Raw genomic sequence first — 18,210 nt, forward strand, 5'->3', positions numbered from 1 at the left:
GAGCAGAAGATGTCCAAGGAATTCGAGATCGTCCGTGGGTTCGACGTCGACGCCACGCCGGAGGAGGTGTGGGAGGCGATCACCCACGGCACGGGTGCGTACCTGTGGCCGATGGAGGCGCCGGAGCCCAAGGTCGGCGGCGCGGCGGCCTTCGGGTCCACCGTCACCGCGTACGACCCTCCGCGCCACCTCACCATTCGCAGTGAGAACGTCGGCATCCCCGTCCAGAGCCTGAACCAGCTCGAGCACGTCATCGAGTCCCGTGACGGCGGCCGGCGCGCCTGGGTGCGCTATGTGCACAGCGGGATCTTCACCGACGACTGGGACAACCAGTACGACGGCGCGAGCCGGCACACCGACTTCTATCTGCACACCCTGCGCGAGTACCTCACCCACTTCGCACCCCGCCCCGTCACGTTCTCCCAGCTCAACGGACCCGAGGCGTCCATCACCCCGGGGGCGCTCACCGAGGTCGAGCGGGCGCTGGGGCTGACCGAGGACGCCGCGGAGGGCACCCGGGTGACCGTACGCGGGCCGCGCGAGTTCGACGCCGTCCTCGACTACCGCAACCCGTACTTCCTCGGCCTGCGCACCGACGACGCCCTGATCCGGATCTTCGGCCGCAACCACTGGGGCGCCCCCGTCGGCATCAGCGTCCACGACTTCGCCGCGGACGCCGACGCCGAGGCCAACGAGACCGCCTGGCAGGCCTGGCTGGACGAGGTGTACGGCCAGGCCTCCTGACGGGACGACCGGGTGAGCCGGTGACCGGATTACGGCTCGAAGCGCAGCACCTGCGGGTCGTGGTCGCTGATCTGGTCGTGGAACTCCGAGTTGATGTGCACGCTGTCGTAGGCGAAGTCGCAGGACCGCCGGATCGACGGGCTGACCAGGATCTGGTCCAGGACCTGCTGGTTGCCCTGGTAGTCGTAGGTGTACCGCTCGCTCTTCGGCAGCGACTTGATCGCCGACCACAGCTCGCCGTCACCCTCGAGGATCTTCGCGGTGTCGGAGAACTCGAAGTCGTTCATGTCGCCGAGCGCGATGACGTCGGCGTTCCGCTGCACCTTCAGCAGGTCCTTGACGAACGCGTTCACCAGCGTCGCCTGCTGGTGGCGCTGGACCTCGGAGCTGCGCACGACCGGCTGGTACTGCGCGTGCAGCGCCTGGTCGCCGCCCTTGGAGTTGAGGTGGTTGGCGATCACGAAGACCGTCCGGCCCCGGAAGACGAACTCGCCCACCAGCGGCTTGCGGCTGGCGTTCCAGGCCGTGTTCGTCGGGTCGATACGGCCCGGGGACGCGGTGAGCCGCGCCTTGCCGCGCACGTTCTCCACCGCGACGGCCGTGGTCGCGTCGCCGCCCGCGCGGTCGGTGAACGACACCCGCTGCGGGTTGAAGAGGAACACCTGGCGGATGTTGCCGCCCGGCTCGCCGCCGTCGGTGTCGTTCGTCGGGTCGATCGAGCGCCAGTCGTACGCGGGGCCGCCCGCCGCGACGATCGCGTCGATCAGCTTGGTCACGGTGACGTCGGCGGCGGTCGTCCCGTCGTCCTTCGCGCCGGTGTTGTCCTGGATCTCCTCCAGGGACACGATGTCGGGCGACTTCAGATTGTTCACGATCGCGGCGGCGTGCTCCTCGAACGTGGCGTCGGAAGGGTCGAGGTTCTCGACGTTGTACGTCGCGACCGCGAGCTCGCCCTTCTTCTGCTTCTGGGTCGTCTCCCGCTCAAGGCCGCCGCTCTTCAGGGTGCCGAGGGCGTTCGCGACCAGGGTGTAGCCGCCGAACTGGTTGTAGTCCAGCGGGCCCGCGGTGGTGCCGGCGAGCGTGTCACCGACGTTCGCGACCGGGAAGTCGGCCGTCGCGCCGAGGGACTGGATCTGCAGTCGGCCGGTGTTCTGCGCGGTGTAGGAGCCGTACACCGTGCCCCCGCGGCGGCTCGCGTTCTCCCGCGGCTTCACCGTGACCCACAGCTCGCTGTACGGGTCGGTGGCGGTGACCACCCGGGCGTCGGCGACCTGGACGTTCATGCCCTCCAGGGACTCGTAGAGGTCCAGGGCGTACTTCCCCGGCTCCAAGGTCAGCCCGTTGACCGAGTTGTTCGCGGCGCTGTCGCCGGCCGGGGCGTACGCGGCCGGCACCGACTTCGCGTCGATCACCGTCGCGGCCGGGACCGCGTTGCCGCTGGAGACCACGGTCACCGTCGGCTTGGTGATCTCGGTGACGGTCTGGTTCCCGGAGGTCGCGCCGCCCGGGACGTACTCGGAGACCGTGCCGTTGACGGTGACGGAGTCGCCGACCGCGACCTTCGGGACGGAGCCGGTGAAGACGAAGACGCCCTCGCTGGTGGCCGGGTCGGCGTCCGGGTTCGGATCCTGGATCCAGAAGCCTCTGGAGGAGCCGTAGGTGCGCACACCGGTGACGATTCCGGCCACACCGCCGACCGTCTGGCCGGCGTACGGCGATATCCGGGTCGTGCCCTGGATGTCATGGATCGCCACCGTGTCCGCGTGCGCGGGGGAGCTGAGGGCGACGGTGGAGGCCGCGGAACAGACGGCGGCGACGGTGAGCGCGGCGACGCGCGCGGACTTCTTGCTCGGCAACGGGATCCCTCCGGGGACATGCGTGGGCGCCGGGACGAGGGGGAACAGGGACGCGCATGACGCGCGTAGAAATGAGTGAACAGTCGTTCCCCCGACTTCTACGCGCGTCAATCTCCTGTGTGATCAGGCCAGTTGTCAAGGATTGAGTCATGTACGGACCCCGACGGGCAGATGAACCGGACGTCATGGGTGGAAATCCGTCTAGGCTGAGCCTCTGAGGTACCGAGGCCTAGGAGAACCGGTCGAATGTCAGACAGCTCCCCCCTGCCGCCCGTACGGCTGCACCCCGAAGCGGAGCTGGCGCGTGACGCGCTGTCCACGCCGTTGCTCTCCCGGGCCGCCCGGCTCGCCCGTTGGACCGGCCCCGACACCCGCGTCGACTCCGGGGGCCGGCTGGTCGAGGACCAGCTGCCGGCCGCCGCCGAGACGCTCGCCCTGACCGGCGACGAGGCGGCCGCCGAGGTCGGCGACGCCTGGCAGGTCGCCCTGGACATCGGGCTGGTGGAGATCGTCGACGAGGAGGCCGGCACCGTCCGGCCCGGCGAGGACCTCGACCGCCTCACCGGCGGCAGCCCGCACGACGTGCTCGGGGTCTGGCTCGGCGCCCTGGAGTCGGTGATCGCCGAGGCGGCCGTGCCCGACCTCGACGAGCTGATGGACGCCATGGACGCGACCGGCGAGGTCGACCTCTCCCGGCTCGACTGGGACCCCGAGGGCGAGGCCGCCTTCCTCGACGGGGTGCTCGGCAACCTCTATCTCCTCACCGCCGACGAGGCCGGCCCCGGCGACGGTCCCGTCCCGCTGCCCGCCCTCGCCGCCTCCATGATCGTCCCCGGCGACATGGGCGAACCCACCAACGACGTCCTGGAACAGGTCTCCGACGCGATGATGCGCCTCGACGACCAGTTCCGGCTCCTGGAGCCGATCGGCCTCGTCACGTACCGGCCGGTGGACGAGGCGCTGATGACCGAGGCCGAGGAGGAGGGCGCCGGGACTCCCGTCGACGAGACCGACGTCTCCCGCTACGGCATGGTCCGCCTCACCCCGCTCGGCCTGTACGGACTGCGCGCGCGCCTGCTGGAGTCCGGCTTCCAGGCGCCGGCCGTCGGTGAACTCTCCGACAAGGGCGCCGACGTCCTCCTCGACGGCAGCGCCGGGTACGGCCCGCGCGCCGCCCGCGCCGAGACCGAACAGTGGCTCACCCGCCGCGAACCCCTCGACGCAGCAAGGGAGTTGCTCGCCGCCGCCCGGGGCACGGACCCCGGCGCCCCGCTGCGCAGGCTCCGCTGCCAGCAGGCCCTCTCGCTCGTCGGCGTCCTCGCCGAACCCGCCGTGCGCGAGGTCCTCGACGACCCCGAGCTCGGCGGACTCGCCCGGGTGTGGCTGAGCGAACTCGGCGCGAGCGACGTACCCGCCCCCTCCGAGGACCTCGTCTTCTGGCTCACCATCGACACCGTCGCCGCGCAGCTCGCCGCCGAGGGCAACTCCGAGGAACTCCAGGCCCTCGTCGAGGGACTGGCCGCCCAGCACAGCGGCTTCTTCGCCGCCGCCTGGCGCGTCGACCACCCCGCGACCCCGGACGTCCTGGAGGCGATGGGCCGCCTCCACCCCGACAAGCGCATCGCGAAGCAGGCCCGCAAGGCCGCCTTCAAGGCGAGGTCCCAGCAGGGCGGCTGACCGCGTTCGCGCCCGCGGATCCCGGCGCCCGCCGCGCGAACGACGCCCCGCCGGGGCCGTTCGGCCCCCGTGAGTGCGGCGGACGTAGGGTCTCTTTTGGCTTTCATGGCTGGATCCGTGCGGATTCATGGAACCGGGGTCCCGTCCGCCTCCCCCCGTTCAACTCCCGTTCAGACATGGGCGGGACGGTGTCGCCCGAACCGAGGTCCGCCACCCTCCACGGCACGCCCACCGTCTCAGGAGACACCATGTCGCTCACCCGCAGGGACTTCGCCAGACAATCCGCGTTCACCGGTGCCGGTGTGGCACTCGCGGGCACCGTCGGCGCCCTCGCCACCGCGCCGAACGCCCTCGCCTCCACCGAGACCGAGAACGCGACGGAGGAGTCCGCGGCCGCTCACGGCGGGGTCGGCTACGGGCCGCTGGTCCCCGACCCCGACGGCATCCTCGCGCTGCCCGCCGGCTTCAAGTACCGGATCATCACCTACAGCGGCAGGACCAAGCTGGAGTCGGGCGAGTTCACCCCCTCCAACCACGACGGCACCTCCACCTTCGACGGTCCGCGCGGCGCGACCCTCCTGGTCAACAACCACGAGCTCAAGGGCCCGCGCTCCGCCTGGAAGTACCCCGTTCCGCTCACCGAGGGCCTGGTCTACGACCCGGCCGCCTCCGGTGGCTGCACGGTCGTCGAGGTCCGCCCGGGCGGCAAGGTCGCCGAGTGGGTCGGGATCGCCGGCACCTCCACCAACTGCGCGGGCGGCAACACCCCGTGGGGCACCTGGCTGACCTGCGAGGAGACGGAGGACAAGGCCGGCCAGAACGGCATGACCAAGGACCACGGCTATGTCTTCGAGGTCGACCCCGAGGACCGCCGCGCCAACCAGAACCCCAAGCCCGTCAAGGCGCTCGGCCGCTACGCCCACGAGGCCGTCGTCGTCGACCCCAAGCGCGGCCACCTCTACCTCACCGAGGACGCGGCGGGCCCCAACGGACTGCTCTACCGCTGGACCCCGCCGGAGCACTTCTGCCACGGCCGCGGCAAGCTGCGCACCCTCGCCGACGACGCCGGCGTCCTCGAGGCCTTCAAGTGCTTCGACTCCGGCGGCCGGTTCGTCGACGACCTCTCCCGCGCCACGAAGATCGGCACCGTCTACGGCGTCGACTGGGTGACCGTCCCCGACCGCGACGCCAGGTCCACGGCCGTCCGCAAGCAGTTCACCGACGGCCAGGTCACCCGCGCCCGCAAGCTGGAGGGCATGTGGTGGGGCGACGGCGGCACGTACATCGTGTCCTCCTACGCCCGCGGCGAGAGCCCCGTCCAGCACGACGGCGCCGTCTGGTTCTACGACCCCAAGCGCCGCACCCTCACCCTGAAGGTCCTCATCGGCGTCAACCCCGACCCGGACGCGGACGGCGACTTCGACGGCCCGGACAACATCACCGTCTCCCCGTACGGCGGACTGGTCATCGCCGAGGACGGCGAGGGCATCCAGCACCTCTTCGGCGCCACCGACAGCGGCCGCACCTACCCGATCGCCCGCAACGAACTCAACCTCGGCACCGAGGAGGAGCCCGAGTACAGCGAGTTCACCGGCGTCACCTTCTCCCCGGACGGCAAGACCCTCTACGCCAACATCCAGGACCCGGGCATCATGCTGGCGATCACGGGCCCCTGGAAGCGCCAGAAGCGCGGCTGAGCGACCACACGGGCGACCCGGCCGACCGCATGACACGGGCCCGCACCCTCCCCGAGGGTGCGGGCCCCGCTCTTGTCCGGTCCTGTCCTGTCCGGTCTTGTCGGGGCACGGGACTGACATCTAACATTTCAGTTCATGGAAGCCGTACCCCGCACCCTGCTCAGGGACCGTGCCTACGCCGCGATCCGGGACGCCATCGTGACCGGGGCCATCGAGCCCGGGGCGGTGGTGCGGGACGCCGAGCTCGCGGAGCGGCTCGGGCTGTCCCGGGGGCCGGTGCGCGAGGCGTTCTCGCGGCTGGTGGACGAGGGGCTGCTGGAGAGCAAGCCGCAGAGCTACACGCGGGTGACACCGGTGGTCGCGGCCGACGTACGGGACGCGGCGGCGGTGGTCGGCGCCATGCACGAGCTGGTCGCCAGGGTCGCCGTACCGCGTCTGTTCGCCGCCGACGTCGAGGCGATGCGCACGGCCAACGAACGGTTCGCCGCCGCCGTACGCGAGGGGGACGTGGACGCCGCCCTGCGCGCCGACGACGACCTGCACGACGTCCTCGTGCGGGCCGCCGGCAACCGCGCGGCCGCCGCCACCGTCGCCCGCTACACCCCCCTGATCCGGCGGCTGGAGCGACGGCGCTTCGGCGAGGGCGGCACCTGCCGCTCGGCCGGGCTGCACGGACGGCTGATCGAGGCCTGTGCCGCGGGTGACGTGGACGAGGCCGTCCGGGTCACGGCGGAGATCTGGCGCACCCTGGCCGACCTGGCCGACACCGACTGAGCCAAGGAGGCTCCATGTCCGCGAAGTCCCTCTCCTCGTACGAGCGCTACCCCCTCCTCTTCGGCCCCTCGCCGGTCCACCCGCTGGAGCGGCTCACCGCCCATCTCGGCGGCGCCGCCCTGTGGGCCAAGCGGGAGGACTGCAACTCCGGGATCGCCTACGGCGGCAACAAGACCCGCAAACTGGAGTACCTGGTCGCCGACGCCCTCGCGCAGGGCTGCGACACCCTCGTCTCGATCGGCGGGGTGCAGTCCAACCACACCCGCCAGGTCGCCGCCGTCGCCGCCCGTGCCGGACTGAAGTGCGTGCTGGTGCAGGAGAGCTGGGTCGAGTGGCCCGACTCCGTCTACGACAAGGTCGGCAACATCCTGATCAGCCGGCTCGCCGGAGCCGACGTACGGCTGGTGCGGGCCGGTTTCGGGATCGGCTTCAAGGAGAGCTGGGAGCTGGCCCTGCGGGAGGTCGAGGAGTCCGGCGGCAAGCCGTACGCCATCCCGGCCGGCGCCTCCGACCACCCGCTCGGCGGACTGGGCTTCGCCGGCTGGGCCCATGAAGTGGCCGAGCAGGAACGGGAGTCGGGCGTCTTCTTCGACACCGTGATCGTGTGCTCGGTGACCGGCTCCACCCAGGCCGGCATGGTCGCCGGGTTCGCCGCGCTGGAGGAGGCCGGCGGCCGGCCCCGCCGGGTGATCGGGATCGACGCCTCGGCCAAGCCCGCCGAGACCCGCGAGCAGATCGCCCGTATCGCCCACCGCACCGGACAGCTCATCGGCGTGCGGAGCGAGTTGACCGTCGACGACATCGAACTCGACGAGCGCTACCACGCGGGCGTGTACGGCGTCCCCGACGACACCACCCTGGAGGCGATGCGCCTCGCCGCCCGCACCGAGGGCATGGTCACCGACCCCGTCTACGAGGGCAAGTCGATGGCCGGCATGATCGACCTGGTCGCACGCGGCGAGATCGGCGCCGACTCCACCGTCCTGTACGCCCACCTGGGCGGCCAGCCGGCCCTGAACGCGTACAGCGCGCTGTTCTAGTGCCGCGGCAGGCAACGTTTGCCCCGTCGCGACGCCCGGCTCGCCCTCTCGCCGCACCGGCCGAAAGCCCAAGTACATCCAGTACGAGGGCTTCCGGCCGGCACGACGAGAGCACGCTCCCCCACTCTCGGCTTCGCTCGAGCGGGGGACCCCCACGACGCCGCTCCTTGACGGGCAAACGTTGCCTGCCGCGTCACTAGCCGGCCGTTCCGGCCGGCGGCCGGGCCCCCGGCGTGCCCGGATCGCGAAGGCCGTCGTGAGGAGGGCGGTCAGGGTGCTCCCTGGCTGGTGTCCCCGCGTGATGTGGTGGAGCATGCGGGCAGCACGACGTGGCCCGCAGAGACGAGCGCAGTAAGCGGGGGATGCCTCCGTTTAGTGCCCGATAAAATTAGGAGAGAGTCCCCGGTTCGCAAGGAGTAACTGGATGACGCAGGTCAGACCCATGCGCGCGGATGCTCGCCGCAACTATGAGCGGTTGCTGAAGGTGGCGGCCGAGGCCTTCGCCGAGCATGGGGAGGGGGCGTCGCTGGACGACATCGCCAAGCGGGCCGGGGTCGGCTCGGGCACGCTGTACCGGCATTTCCCCACCCGGCAGGCGCTGTTGGAGGCGGCGTACGTCGACCGGATCGAGGCGCTGGCGGCGCGGGCCGATGAACTGGGGGAGGCGCTGCCGCCGGGGGAGGCGCTCGCGCAGTGGCTCAACGAGCTGTGCGTGGGGACGATCCAGGTGCGCGGGATGAAGGCGCTGGTGGGCTCCGCCGTCACCGACGGCAGTGTGGCGGCGGTGACGGCGTGCGGGACGAGCATGAAGGGCGCGGCGACCCGGTTGGTGTCGGCGGCCCAGGGGGCGGGTGTGCTGCGGGGTGACGTGGAGGCGATCGATGTGCTGCGGCTGGCGCACGGGGTGGCCACGGCGTCGGAACTGGCGAAGGGGGACGGCGCGGTGATCCGCCGGTATGTGGGGTTGCTGCTGGAGGGTCTGGAGGCGTAGCCCCCAGGCCCGTTCCCGGCCACGACCCCCTACAGCGCCTGGGCCGCCGGCTTCACCATGTTGCGGACCGTGCGCGCCTTGACGAAGTCGCCCATCGCCGTCATCTCCCACTCTCCCGAGAACTGGCGGATCAGCTTGGCCATCATCACGCCGGTCTGCGGTTCGGCGTTGGTGAGGTCGAAGCGGACGAGTTCCTCGCCGGTACCGGCGTCGAGGAGACGGCAGTAGGCCTTGGCGACCTCGGTGAACTTCTGGCCGGAGAACGAGTTCACGGTGAAGACCAGGCCCGTGACCTCCTGGGGGAGCCGCCCGAGGTCGACGACGATCACCTCGTCGTCGCCCCCGCCCTCGCCGGTGAGGTTGTCGCCGGAGTGCTTGATCGCGCCGTTCACGATGGTCAGCTTGCCGAAGTAGCAACTGTCGATGTGGTTGCGCTGGGGTCCGAAGGCGATCACGGACGCGTCGAGGTCGATGTCCGCGCCGCGGAACGCGGGCTCCCAGCCGAGGCCCATCTTGACCTGCGAGAGCAGCGGACGGCCGCCCTTGACGAGGGACACAGTCTGGTTCTTCTGGAGGCTGACCCGGCCCTTGTCCAGGTTGATCTTCCCGGTGCCCGGGGCGGGCGGCGGGGCCTGCGGCATCGGAGGGGCGGCGGCGGGCGCCACGGGAGCGGGGGCGGGCGCGGGCGCCGCCGGCTCCTCCACCGTCACGCCGAAGTCGGTGGCGATGCCCGCCAGGCCGTTGGCGTACCCCTGGCCCACCGCCCGGGCCTTCCAGGCGCCGTTGCGCAGATAGATCTCCACGACCACCAGCGCCGTCTCGGTGCCGAGCTGCGGCGGGGTGAAGGTGGCGAGGACGCTGCCGTCGTCCGCGTTGCGGATGGTGGCCGTCGGTTCGATGCCCTGGAAGGTCTGACCCGCGGCGTCCGGGCTCGCCGTGACGACGATCTTCTCGATGCCCGGGGGGACGGCGGCCGTGTCGACGGTGATCGCGTCCGGGGACGTACCGCCGCCGGAGCGGTACGTCACTCCGGGGCCGTTCGGCTGGTTGTAGAAGATGAAGTCGTCGTCGGAGCGCACCTTGCCGTCGCCGGTGAGCAGCAGGCCCGACACGTCGAGCCGCACCGGGGCGGCGACGTCCACCGCCACCCGGGAGGCGGGGAGAGGGATGTTCGAGCCAGGGGTCATAGCTGTCATGCCGGGTAGAACGAACGAACCCGCTTTACCGTTCCCTTACCGTTCCCGGCGTCCGTCAGTACGGCCAGATCGGTGGGTCGCTGACGAAGTGGCCGCCCAGGTGGGCGTGCGCGATGTTCTCCGGGTCCAGCTCGCCCTGTTCGGCGATCAGCTTCTCGGCGTACGGCTCGGAGTCGTCCCGCGGGTCGTAGCCGAGTGCCCGCGCCGAGCTCAGGTCCCACCACAGGCGGGTGTTGGCGGAGGAGCCGTAGACGATGGTGTGGCCGACGTCCTCGGCGGTGAGGGCGGCGTGGAAGAGGCGGGCGCCGTCGGCCGGGCTCATCCAGACCGACAGCATGCGTACGCTGGTGGGCTCGGCGAAGCAGGAGCCGATGCGCACCGACACCGTCTCCAGGCCGTGCCTGTCCCAGTAGAGCTGGGCGAGGTCCTCGCCGAACGCCTTGGACAGGCCGTAGAAGGTGTCCGGGCGGTGCGGGGTGTCGACCGGGATCGGCGGGTCGTCGTGCCGGGGGCGCGGGGTGAAGCCGACGGCGTGGTTGGAGGAGGCGAAGACGATCCGTCCGACGCCCTCCTCGCGGGCCGCCTCGTACAGGTTGTACGTCCCCTCGATGTTGGCCTTGAGGATCTTCTCGAAGGGGGCTTCCAGGGAGATGCCCGCGAGGTGGATGATCGCGTCGACGCCCCGGACGGCCTCCCGCAGGGCCTCCCGGTCGGCGAGGTCCGCGACGATCGCGTCCGGCTCGCCCTCGATCGGGCGCAGGTCCAGCAGACGCAGTTGGTAGCCGTGGGCGGGCAGCAGGTCCCGCATCAGGGTGCCGAGGCCGCCGGCGGCCCCGGTCAGCAGGACGGTGCGGGGAGCGGGCATCCTCGGGTCTCCTTGGGTCTGGCCGCATGCATGGACGGTATTCACATGCGTGGACACGCTAAGGATCTCGCGCGCTCCCCGTCAAGTGTGCCGCGGACCTGGTGGTTCCGCCCCTGAGGTGCGGCATCCGAGCTTGACCGGGTCGGAACGGCGTCCCTAGGGTGGGTCTGTTCAGAAATGTGGACACCGGTCAGAAGAACGCACGAGCCGCACGAGCCGTACAAGTCGTTCCAAGGAGAGCCCGTGACGTCAGCCCCGCTCGCCGCCCGCCTCCGCGTTCCCACCGGACCGCTGTTCTTCCCCGTCACGGCCTACGGACAGGACGGGGCCGTCGATCTCGACGTCTACCGTGCGCATGTGCGCCACGGCGTGGAGGCGGGCGCCGCGGCCGTCTTCGCCTGCTGCGGCACGGGGGAGTTCCACGCGCTCACCCCGGAGGAGTTCGAGGCCTGTGTCCGGGCGGCCGTCGAGGAGACCGGCGGACGGGTGCCGGTCGTCGCGGGCGCCGGCTACGGGACCGCCCTCGCCGTGCGCTACGCCCGACTCGCCGAGGCCGCGGGCGCCGACGGGCTCCTCCTCCTGCCGCCCTACCTCGTCGTCGCCGCCCAGGAGGGCCTGCTGCGGCACTACCGGCAGATCGCGGCCGCCACCGCGCTCCCCGTGATCGTCTACCAGCGCGACAACGCCGTCCTCACCCCGGAGACGGTCGTCGGACTCGCCCGCACCGACGGGATCATCGGCCTCAAGGACGGCCTCGGCGACCTCGACCTCCTGCAGCGGATCGTCAGCGCCGTCCGCACCGAGGTCCCCGGCGACTTCCTCTACTTCAACGGCCTGCCGACCGCCGAGCAGACCCAGCTCGCCTACCGCGCCCTGGGCGTCACGCTCTACTCCTCCGCGGTCTTCTGCTTCCTGCCCGAGCTCGCCCTCGCCTTCCACCGCGCGCTCACCACCGGCGACGAGGCCACCGTCCACCGCCTGCTGGACGGCTTCTACCGCCCGTTCGTCGAACTCCGCGCGCGGGGCCGCGGTTACGCCGTCTCCCTCGTCAAGGCGGGCGTCCGGCTGCGCGGCCTCGACGTCGGCGAAGTCCGCCCGCCGCTGCACGAGGCGCGCGAGGATCATGTCAAGCAGCTCGCGCGGCTGATCGAGCGCGCCCCCGCGCTCCTGGAGGAGGACACCACCAAGTGAAGGCGTCTACGTTCGTCTACCCCTGGGACGTCAACGGCGATCCCGCGGCCCCGGCCCGGATCGCCTCCCTCGGCGTGGAGCAGGTGACCCTGGCCGCCGCCTACCACTCCACCCGCGCCCTCACCCCGCGCCACCCGCGCCACCGCATCGTCACCGCCGAGTACGCGGCCGTGCTGTATCCCGCGGACGCCCGCTGGGAGGGCCGTCGGCTGCGCCCCCACCCGGCCGGCGACTGGGCCCCCGGCGACGCCTGGGGAGAGGCCGCCGAGGCCCTCGAGGACGCCGGCCTCGAGGTGCACACCTGGGTGGTCCTCGCCCACTCCTCCCGGCTGGGCGCCGACCATCCGGACACGTCCGTCGTCAACGCCTACGGCGACCGCTACCCCTGGGCGCCGTGCATCGCGCAGCCCGCCACGCGCGCGTACCTCGTCGACCTCGCCGCCGAGGCCGCCGTACGACCCGGTGCGCGCGGCACCGAACTGGAGTCCCTCGGCTGGTACGGCCTGCAGCATCTGCACGCCCACGACAAGACCGGCGGGGTCGGTCTCGGGGACGCCGGCCAGTACCTGATGGCGCTCTGCTTCTGCCCCGCCTGCCGGGCCGGCTACGGCGCCGGGGGCCTCGACGCCGACGCGCTCGCCGCCGCCGTACGCGAGGCGCTGGAGCCGCTGTGGCGGGGCGCGCCCGACGACGGGGGCTGGGCGGGCGTGGAGAAGCTGCTGGGGGAGGAGACGGCGGCGGCCACCCGCGCGTGGCGCGACGACACCGCCCGCACGCTCCAGGAGACGGCGATCGCCGCCGTCCGCGCGGCCGCCCCCGAGGGCTTCCAGGTGCTGCTGCACGCCGACCCGGTGACGTACCACGTGGGCGCCAACCCGGGCGTGGACCCCGCGCACATCCTGTCCGTCGCGGACGGTGTCGTGGTGCCGTGCGCGGGCGGGCCGGGCCTGCTGACGCCGTTCGCCGAGCAGGGCCGGGCGGACGCGGTGATCGCCGCCAACTTCGGTGTGGTCTCCGGCATGGGCGGCAGCCCCGGCACCCTCACGGCCGACGCGGCACGCGCGCGGGACCTCGGCGCCACGGAGATCCGGCTGTACCACGCGGGCCTCGCGTCGGACGCGGACCTGACCGCCGTGGCGGAGGCCCTGGCGGCGCGCTGAAACGGGCGGGCGCAGGGGGCCGGGACCTCGCGCGGGACGTCGGGCGATGAGTTTCCGCGTCCCCGACGGTCCCCCCTGTATGACCCACACCGACACCGACACCGACACGACGACCGGCCTCCTCGACCTCGGCCCCCAGACCAGGATCGTGGCGCGCCTCGCCGCGGCCGTCCGGGACGATCGGCTCGCGGACGGGACGCCCTGTCCGGCGTACCCCGTGCGCACCCTGCTCGGCCATCTGACCGGACTGGCCGTCGCCTTCCGGGACGCCGCGCGCAAGGACCTGGGGTCCACCACCGACACCCCGCCGACCGACGCCGGGCCCCGGCTCGGGCCCGACTGGCGCACCGAGCTGCCCCGGGTCCTCGGCGAACTCGCCGAGGCCTGGCGGGACCCCGCCGCCTGGACCGGTATGACCCGGGCGGGCGGCGTCGACCTGCCCGGCGCGGTCGCCGGAGCCGTGGCAGCCGACGAGCTGGTGATCCACGGCTGGGACCTGGCCCGGGCCACCGGCCAGCAGTACCTCCCCGACCCGGCGGCGCTCCGGGCGACGTACGCCTTCCAGAGCGCGGCCGTCGACGAACCCGGCCGCGGCGAGATCTTCGGCCCCGTGGTGCCCGTCCCGCAGGACGCCCCCCTGCTGGACCGCACGGTCGGTCTCAGCGGGCGGGACCCGGGCTGGACGCCTCCGCGACGGCCGTAACGGGCCGTAGACGGGGCTGGACGCCCCCGCGACGGCCGTAACGGGCCGTAGACGGTCTTGTACGTATGCCGTAGAAGAACGCGATCGGGGCGCGCCCGGAAGGGGCGGACCGTACGCTCCCCACCATGCCCCTGAGCCTCACCATCCTCGGTACCGCCTCCCCCCACCCCCGCCCCGGCCGCCCCTGCTCCGGCTATCTGCTGCGCGGCGGGAGCGCCGAGGTCTGGGTGGACGCGGGCCCCGGAACGTTCGCGGAGTTGCAGCGGCACACGGATCCGGAACGGCTCACGGCGATCTGGATCTCCCACCTCCACGCCGACCACAGCGCCGATCTGCTCTCCGCCGCCTATGCGTTCGCCTACGGCGGCATGACCCCGCCGGTGCCCATCCTGGTGTACGCGCCGATGGACTGCGCCCGGCGTCTGGCGGGCTTCTTCGGGCGCCCGGACATACGGTTTCTGAGCGAGGTCTTCGACTTCCGGCCCCTCTACGACGGGCACACCGTCCGGCACTGGAACGTACGGCTCACCTCGCGGGCGGTGGCGCACGACACCGAGGCGTACGCCCTGCGCGCCGAGTCCCAGGGGAGCGTCTTCGTGTACTCCGGGGACAGCGGCCCCTGCGACGCGCTCACCGAGACCGCCTCCGGGGCCGACCTGTTCCTGTGCGAGGCGGACCTCGACCGGCATGGCGGAAGCGAACAGGCGCATCTGACTCCGGAGGACGCCGGGGACACGGCCCGCAAGGCGGGGGTGCGCGAGCTGTACGTCACCCATGTCGGGCCCGCGCTCACCCGCGAGGAGGCGACCGCCCGGGCCGCGGTGACCTTCGGCGGACCGACCCGCACCGCGCGCGAGGGCGAGACCATCCCCTTCTGACTTTCCTCTGTCGGAAGCATTGACGAAACACAGCACGCCTCCCTACCTTCAACGCGTCGTACTTCGTACGTCATATATGAGACGCGATATGTGAGATCCGATCCGAGATCTGAGATCCGAGAGGCGCGCATGACCTCTGTGCCCACGCCGATCCCCTCCCGCACGCAGTACGTGCTGGAGGAGATCAAACGCCGCATCCTGACCGGGCAGTTGACGCCGGGCCAGGCCCTGGTCGAGACCGAGCTCGCCGCACGGTTCGGGGTGTCCAAGACCCCGGTGCGCGAGGCGCTCAAGACCCTGGCCGGCACCGGACTGGTCGTCATGAGCCAGTACAAGGGCGTCACGGTGCGCATGGTGGACGCGGACATGGCGCGCGAGGTCTACGACGTACGGCTGCTGCTGGAGCCCGAGGCGCTGAAGCGGGCCGTCCGGCGCGGGGCCTCGCTGGACGCCGCCCGTGACGCGCTCGCCCGGGCCGACGACGCGGCCGACACCGCCGAACGCTCCCTCGCCAACCGGGAGTTCCACCGCGCCCTCTATCTGCCCTGCGGAAACCCGCTGCTCGGCCGGATGCTCGACGAGGTCCGTGACCAGGCTGCCCTGGTCTCCGCGGTCGCCTGGGCCGCCTCCCCCTCCTGGGAGCGCGAGGCCGGCGAGCACCGCGAGATCCTGCGGCTCGCCCTCGACGGCGACGCCGACGGCGCGGCCCGCGCCCTGCACGCCCACATCGCGTCGTTCGTCGAGCGAGCGTTCCCCGAGGCAGCGAACCAGGAAGGCCAGGAATGAGCAGCGTGGCGTTCGAGACCGAGCGGGCGGCCCTGGCCGACGTGGTGGCGATCCCGGTGACCCCGTTCGCCGAGGACGGCTCCGTCGACCGGCCCGCCCATCGGGCCCTGCTGCGCCGGCTGCTCGACGGCGGGATCACCACCCTCACCCCGAACGGCAACACCGGCGAGTTCTACGCCCTCACGCCCGAGGAGCGGCGGCTCGTCACGGAACTGACGATCGATGAGGCGGGGGATCGTTCGACGATCCTCGTGGGGGTCGGGCACGACGTCCCCACCGCCGTCGCCTCCGCCCGGCACGCCCGGGAGCTGGGCGCCCGGATGGTGATGGTCCACCAGCCCGTCCACCCGTACGTCTCCCAGCGCGGCTGGGTCGACTACCACCGGGCCATCGCCGAGGCCGTGCCCGAACTGGGTGTCGTCCCCTACATCCGCAACGCTCAGCTCCACGGTGAACGCCTCGCCGAACTCGCCGACGACTGCCCCAACGTCATCGGTGTGAAGTACGCCGTGCCGGACGCGGCCCGCTTCGCCGCCTTCGCCCGGGACGCGGGTCTGGAGCGCTTCGTCTGGGTGGCCGGCCTCGCCGAGCCCTACGCCCCCTCCTACTTCTCGGCGGGCGCCACCGGCTTCACCTCGGGACTCGTCAACGTCGCCCCGGCCGTTTCGCTGAACATGATCGAAGCGCTTCGATCAGGGGACTATCCGGCGGCGATGAAGGTCTGGGAGCAGATCCGCCGCTTCGAGGAGCTCCGGGCGGCCAACGGCTCCGCCAACAACGTCACGGTGGTCAAGGAAGCCCTTGCCTCCCTTGGGCTGTGCCGCAGAGACGTACGGCCGCCGAGCCGTCGGCTGCCCGAGGACGAGCGGGCCGAGGTGGCCGCCATCGCCGCCGGGTGGTCGATATGAAGCGCTTCGACGATCTTCCCCGCAAGCGGCCCGAGGAGCTGCGCAGCCACCAGTGGTACGGCACCGACGGCCTGCGCTCCTTCAGCCACCGCGCCCGCACCCGACAGCTCGGCTACCTCCCCGAGGAACACCTCGGCAAGCCGGTCGTCGCGATCCTCAACACCTGGTCGGACATCAATCCCTGTCATGTGCACCTCCGTGATCGCGCCCAGGCGGTCAAGCGGGGCGTCTGGCAGGCGGGCGGGTTCCCGCTGGAGTTCCCGGTCTCCACGCTCAGCGAGACCTTCCAGAAGCCGACCCCGATGCTCTACCGCAACCTGCTCGCGATGGAGACCGAGGAACTGCTGCGCTCCTACCCCGTCGACGGGGCGGTCCTGATGGGCGGCTGCGACAAGACCACCCCCGCGCTGCTCATGGGCGCGGCCAGCGTCGACCTGCCCGCCGTCTTCGTGCCCGCCGGTCCGATGCTGCCGGGGCACTGGCGCGGCGAGGTCCTCGGCTCCGGCACCGACATGTGGAAGTACTGGGACGACAAGCGCGCCGGCCTCATCGGCGACTGCGAGATGGCCGAGCTGGAGAACGGCCTCGCGCGCTCGCCGGGCCACTGCATGACGATGGGGACGGCGTCCACACTGACCGCCGCCGCGGAGGCGCTGGGTGTCACGGTCCCGGGGGCGTCGAGCATTCCGGCGGTGGACTCGGGACACGACCGGATGGCCGCCCAGGCCGGCATGACGATCGTCGAACAGGTCCACCGGGGGCGCGTCCTCTCCGAGATCCTCACCGCCGAGGCCTTCGAGGACGCCGTCACCACCGTCCTCGGCCTGGGCGGCTCCACCAACGCCGTCATCCACCTCATCGCCCTGGCCGGCCGCGCGGGCGTCCGCCTCACCCTCGACGACTTCGACCGCATCGCCCGCACGGTCCCCGTCCTCGCCAACGTCCGCCCCGGCGGCCAGAAGTACCTCATGGAGGACTTCCACTTCGCCGGCGGCCTGCCCGGTTTCCTCTCCCGGATCCCGGACCTGCTCCACCTGGACCGGCCGACGGTGTCGTACGACACCCTGCGCGAGCAGCTGGAAGGCGCCCAGGTCCACCACGACGACGTCATCCGGCCCCGCGACAACCCGGTCGCGAGCGAGGGCGGGGTCGCCGTACTGCGCGGCAACCTCTGCCCCGACGGCGCGGTCATCAAGCACATCGCCGCCGAGCCGTACCTGCTCAAGCACACCGGTCCCGCGGTCGTCTTCGACGACTACAGGACCATGCAGCGCACGATCAACGACCCGGAGCTGGGCATCACCGCCGACAGCGTGCTGGTCCTGCGGGGCTCCGGCCCCAAGGGCGGGCCGGGCATGCCCGAGTACGGCATGCTGCCGATCCCCGACCACCTGCTCAAGCAGGGCGTGCGGGACATGGTCCGGATCTCCGACGCCCGGATGAGCGGCACGAGCTACGGCGCCTGTGTGCTGCACGTGGCACCGGAGTCGCACATCGGCGGACCGCTCGCCCTCGTCCGCACGGGCGACCCGATCACCCTCGACGTCGAGGCGCGCACCCTCCATCTCCACGTGGACGACGAGGAGCTGGAGCGGCGCAGGGCGGCCTGGACCCCGCCGCCGACCCGGTACGAGCGCGGCTACGGCGCGCTCTACAACGAGCAGATCACCCAGGCCGACACCGGCTGCGACTTCGAGTTCCTCGCACGGCCGGGCACGGTGCAGGACCCCTACGCGGGCTGACC

Annotated in this window: 16 protein-coding genes; 13 read left to right on the forward strand and 3 right to left on the reverse strand. The window is 72.0% G+C overall.

Annotated features, from left to right (window positions below):
- The first annotated feature begins 9 nt into the window (after window positions 1–9).
- Window positions 10–744, forward strand: coding sequence for an SRPBCC family protein (locus OG852_RS36625; protein WP_330350159.1), 735 nt, complete (start codon window positions 10–12; stop codon window positions 742–744).
- A 29-nt stretch (window positions 745–773) separates the two neighbouring features.
- Here the strand turns inward: OG852_RS36625 and OG852_RS36630 are convergent, their stop codons facing one another.
- Window positions 774–2,600 (reverse strand): endonuclease/exonuclease/phosphatase family protein, encoded by a 1,827-nt coding sequence (locus tag OG852_RS36630; RefSeq protein ID WP_133910280.1) that lies wholly within the window; start codon window positions 2,598–2,600, stop codon window positions 774–776.
- A gap of 246 nt (window positions 2,601–2,846) precedes the next feature.
- Between OG852_RS36630 and OG852_RS36635 the strand changes: the two genes are divergently transcribed.
- From OG852_RS36635 to OG852_RS36655, 5 genes are all read left to right on the forward strand, one after another.
- Window positions 2,847–4,277 (forward strand): hypothetical protein, encoded by a 1,431-nt coding sequence (locus OG852_RS36635; RefSeq protein WP_330350160.1) that lies wholly within the window; start codon window positions 2,847–2,849, stop codon window positions 4,275–4,277.
- A 248-nt stretch (window positions 4,278–4,525) separates the two neighbouring features.
- Window positions 4,526–5,974 carry an alkaline phosphatase PhoX gene (locus tag OG852_RS36640; RefSeq protein WP_330350161.1) on the forward strand — a complete coding sequence of 483 codons (1,449 nt, stop codon included), beginning with the start codon at window positions 4,526–4,528 and terminating at the stop codon, window positions 5,972–5,974.
- 135 nt (window positions 5,975–6,109) lie between these two features.
- Window positions 6,110–6,748 (forward strand): GntR family transcriptional regulator, encoded by a 639-nt coding sequence (locus OG852_RS36645; RefSeq protein WP_133910283.1) that lies wholly within the window; start codon window positions 6,110–6,112, stop codon window positions 6,746–6,748.
- Between the two features lie 14 nt (window positions 6,749–6,762).
- Complete coding sequence (locus OG852_RS36650; RefSeq protein WP_133910284.1) at window positions 6,763–7,788, forward strand: 1-aminocyclopropane-1-carboxylate deaminase; 1,026 nt, start codon at window positions 6,763–6,765, stop codon at window positions 7,786–7,788.
- A 424-nt stretch (window positions 7,789–8,212) separates the two neighbouring features.
- The gene (locus OG852_RS36655; protein WP_133910285.1) at window positions 8,213–8,779 is read left to right on the forward strand and encodes a TetR/AcrR family transcriptional regulator; all 567 of its coding nucleotides are present in this window, start codon (window positions 8,213–8,215) and stop codon (window positions 8,777–8,779) included.
- Window positions 8,780–8,808: 29 nt separating this feature from the next.
- On the opposite strand, the gene OG852_RS36660 is transcribed toward OG852_RS36655, so the two are convergent.
- A complete protein-coding gene (locus tag OG852_RS36660; protein ID WP_330350162.1) occupies window positions 8,809–9,966 on the reverse strand; it encodes a TerD family protein in 1,158 nt (385 codons plus the stop codon).
- A gap of 64 nt (window positions 9,967–10,030) precedes the next feature.
- The gene (locus tag OG852_RS36665) at window positions 10,031–10,840 is read right to left on the reverse strand and encodes an NAD-dependent epimerase/dehydratase family protein (protein ID WP_133910287.1); all 810 of its coding nucleotides are present in this window, start codon (window positions 10,838–10,840) and stop codon (window positions 10,031–10,033) included.
- Window positions 10,841–11,083: 243 nt separating this feature from the next.
- Between OG852_RS36665 and OG852_RS36670 the strand changes: the two genes are divergently transcribed.
- The 7 genes from OG852_RS36670 (at window position 11,084) to araD (ending at window position 18,208) form a co-directional block, all read left to right on the forward strand.
- Entirely contained in the window at window positions 11,084–12,031 is a 948-nt protein-coding gene (locus OG852_RS36670) for a 5-dehydro-4-deoxyglucarate dehydratase (RefSeq protein ID WP_133910288.1), read from the forward strand.
- Window positions 12,028–13,191 (forward strand): hypothetical protein, encoded by a 1,164-nt coding sequence (locus tag OG852_RS36675; protein ID WP_330350163.1) that lies wholly within the window; start codon window positions 12,028–12,030, stop codon window positions 13,189–13,191. Before OG852_RS36670 ends, OG852_RS36675 begins: the two co-directional genes overlap by 4 nt.
- A gap of 79 nt (window positions 13,192–13,270) precedes the next feature.
- A complete protein-coding gene (locus OG852_RS36680; RefSeq protein ID WP_330350164.1) occupies window positions 13,271–13,894 on the forward strand; it encodes a TIGR03086 family metal-binding protein in 624 nt (207 codons plus the stop codon).
- A gap of 125 nt (window positions 13,895–14,019) precedes the next feature.
- Window positions 14,020–14,772, forward strand: a complete 753-nt coding sequence (locus tag OG852_RS36685; protein WP_330350165.1) for an MBL fold metallo-hydrolase — start codon at window positions 14,020–14,022, stop codon at window positions 14,770–14,772.
- Between the two features lie 129 nt (window positions 14,773–14,901).
- On the forward strand, window positions 14,902–15,558 hold the full coding sequence (locus OG852_RS36690; RefSeq protein ID WP_055636566.1) for a GntR family transcriptional regulator: 657 nt from the start codon (window positions 14,902–14,904) through the stop codon (window positions 15,556–15,558).
- On the forward strand, window positions 15,555–16,466 hold the full coding sequence (locus OG852_RS36695; protein WP_133910292.1) for a dihydrodipicolinate synthase family protein: 912 nt from the start codon (window positions 15,555–15,557) through the stop codon (window positions 16,464–16,466). Before OG852_RS36690 ends, OG852_RS36695 begins: the two co-directional genes overlap by 4 nt.
- Window positions 16,463–18,208 carry an L-arabinonate dehydratase gene (araD, locus tag OG852_RS36700; RefSeq protein WP_330350166.1) on the forward strand — a complete coding sequence of 582 codons (1,746 nt, stop codon included), beginning with the start codon at window positions 16,463–16,465 and terminating at the stop codon, window positions 18,206–18,208. The genes OG852_RS36695 and araD overlap by 4 nt, the downstream gene beginning before the upstream one ends.
- Window positions 18,209–18,210 lie beyond the last annotated feature (2 nt).

The sequence above is a fragment of the Streptomyces sp. NBC_00582 genome, from assembly GCF_036345155.1.
Taxonomy (GTDB): domain Bacteria; phylum Actinomycetota; class Actinomycetes; order Streptomycetales; family Streptomycetaceae; genus Streptomyces.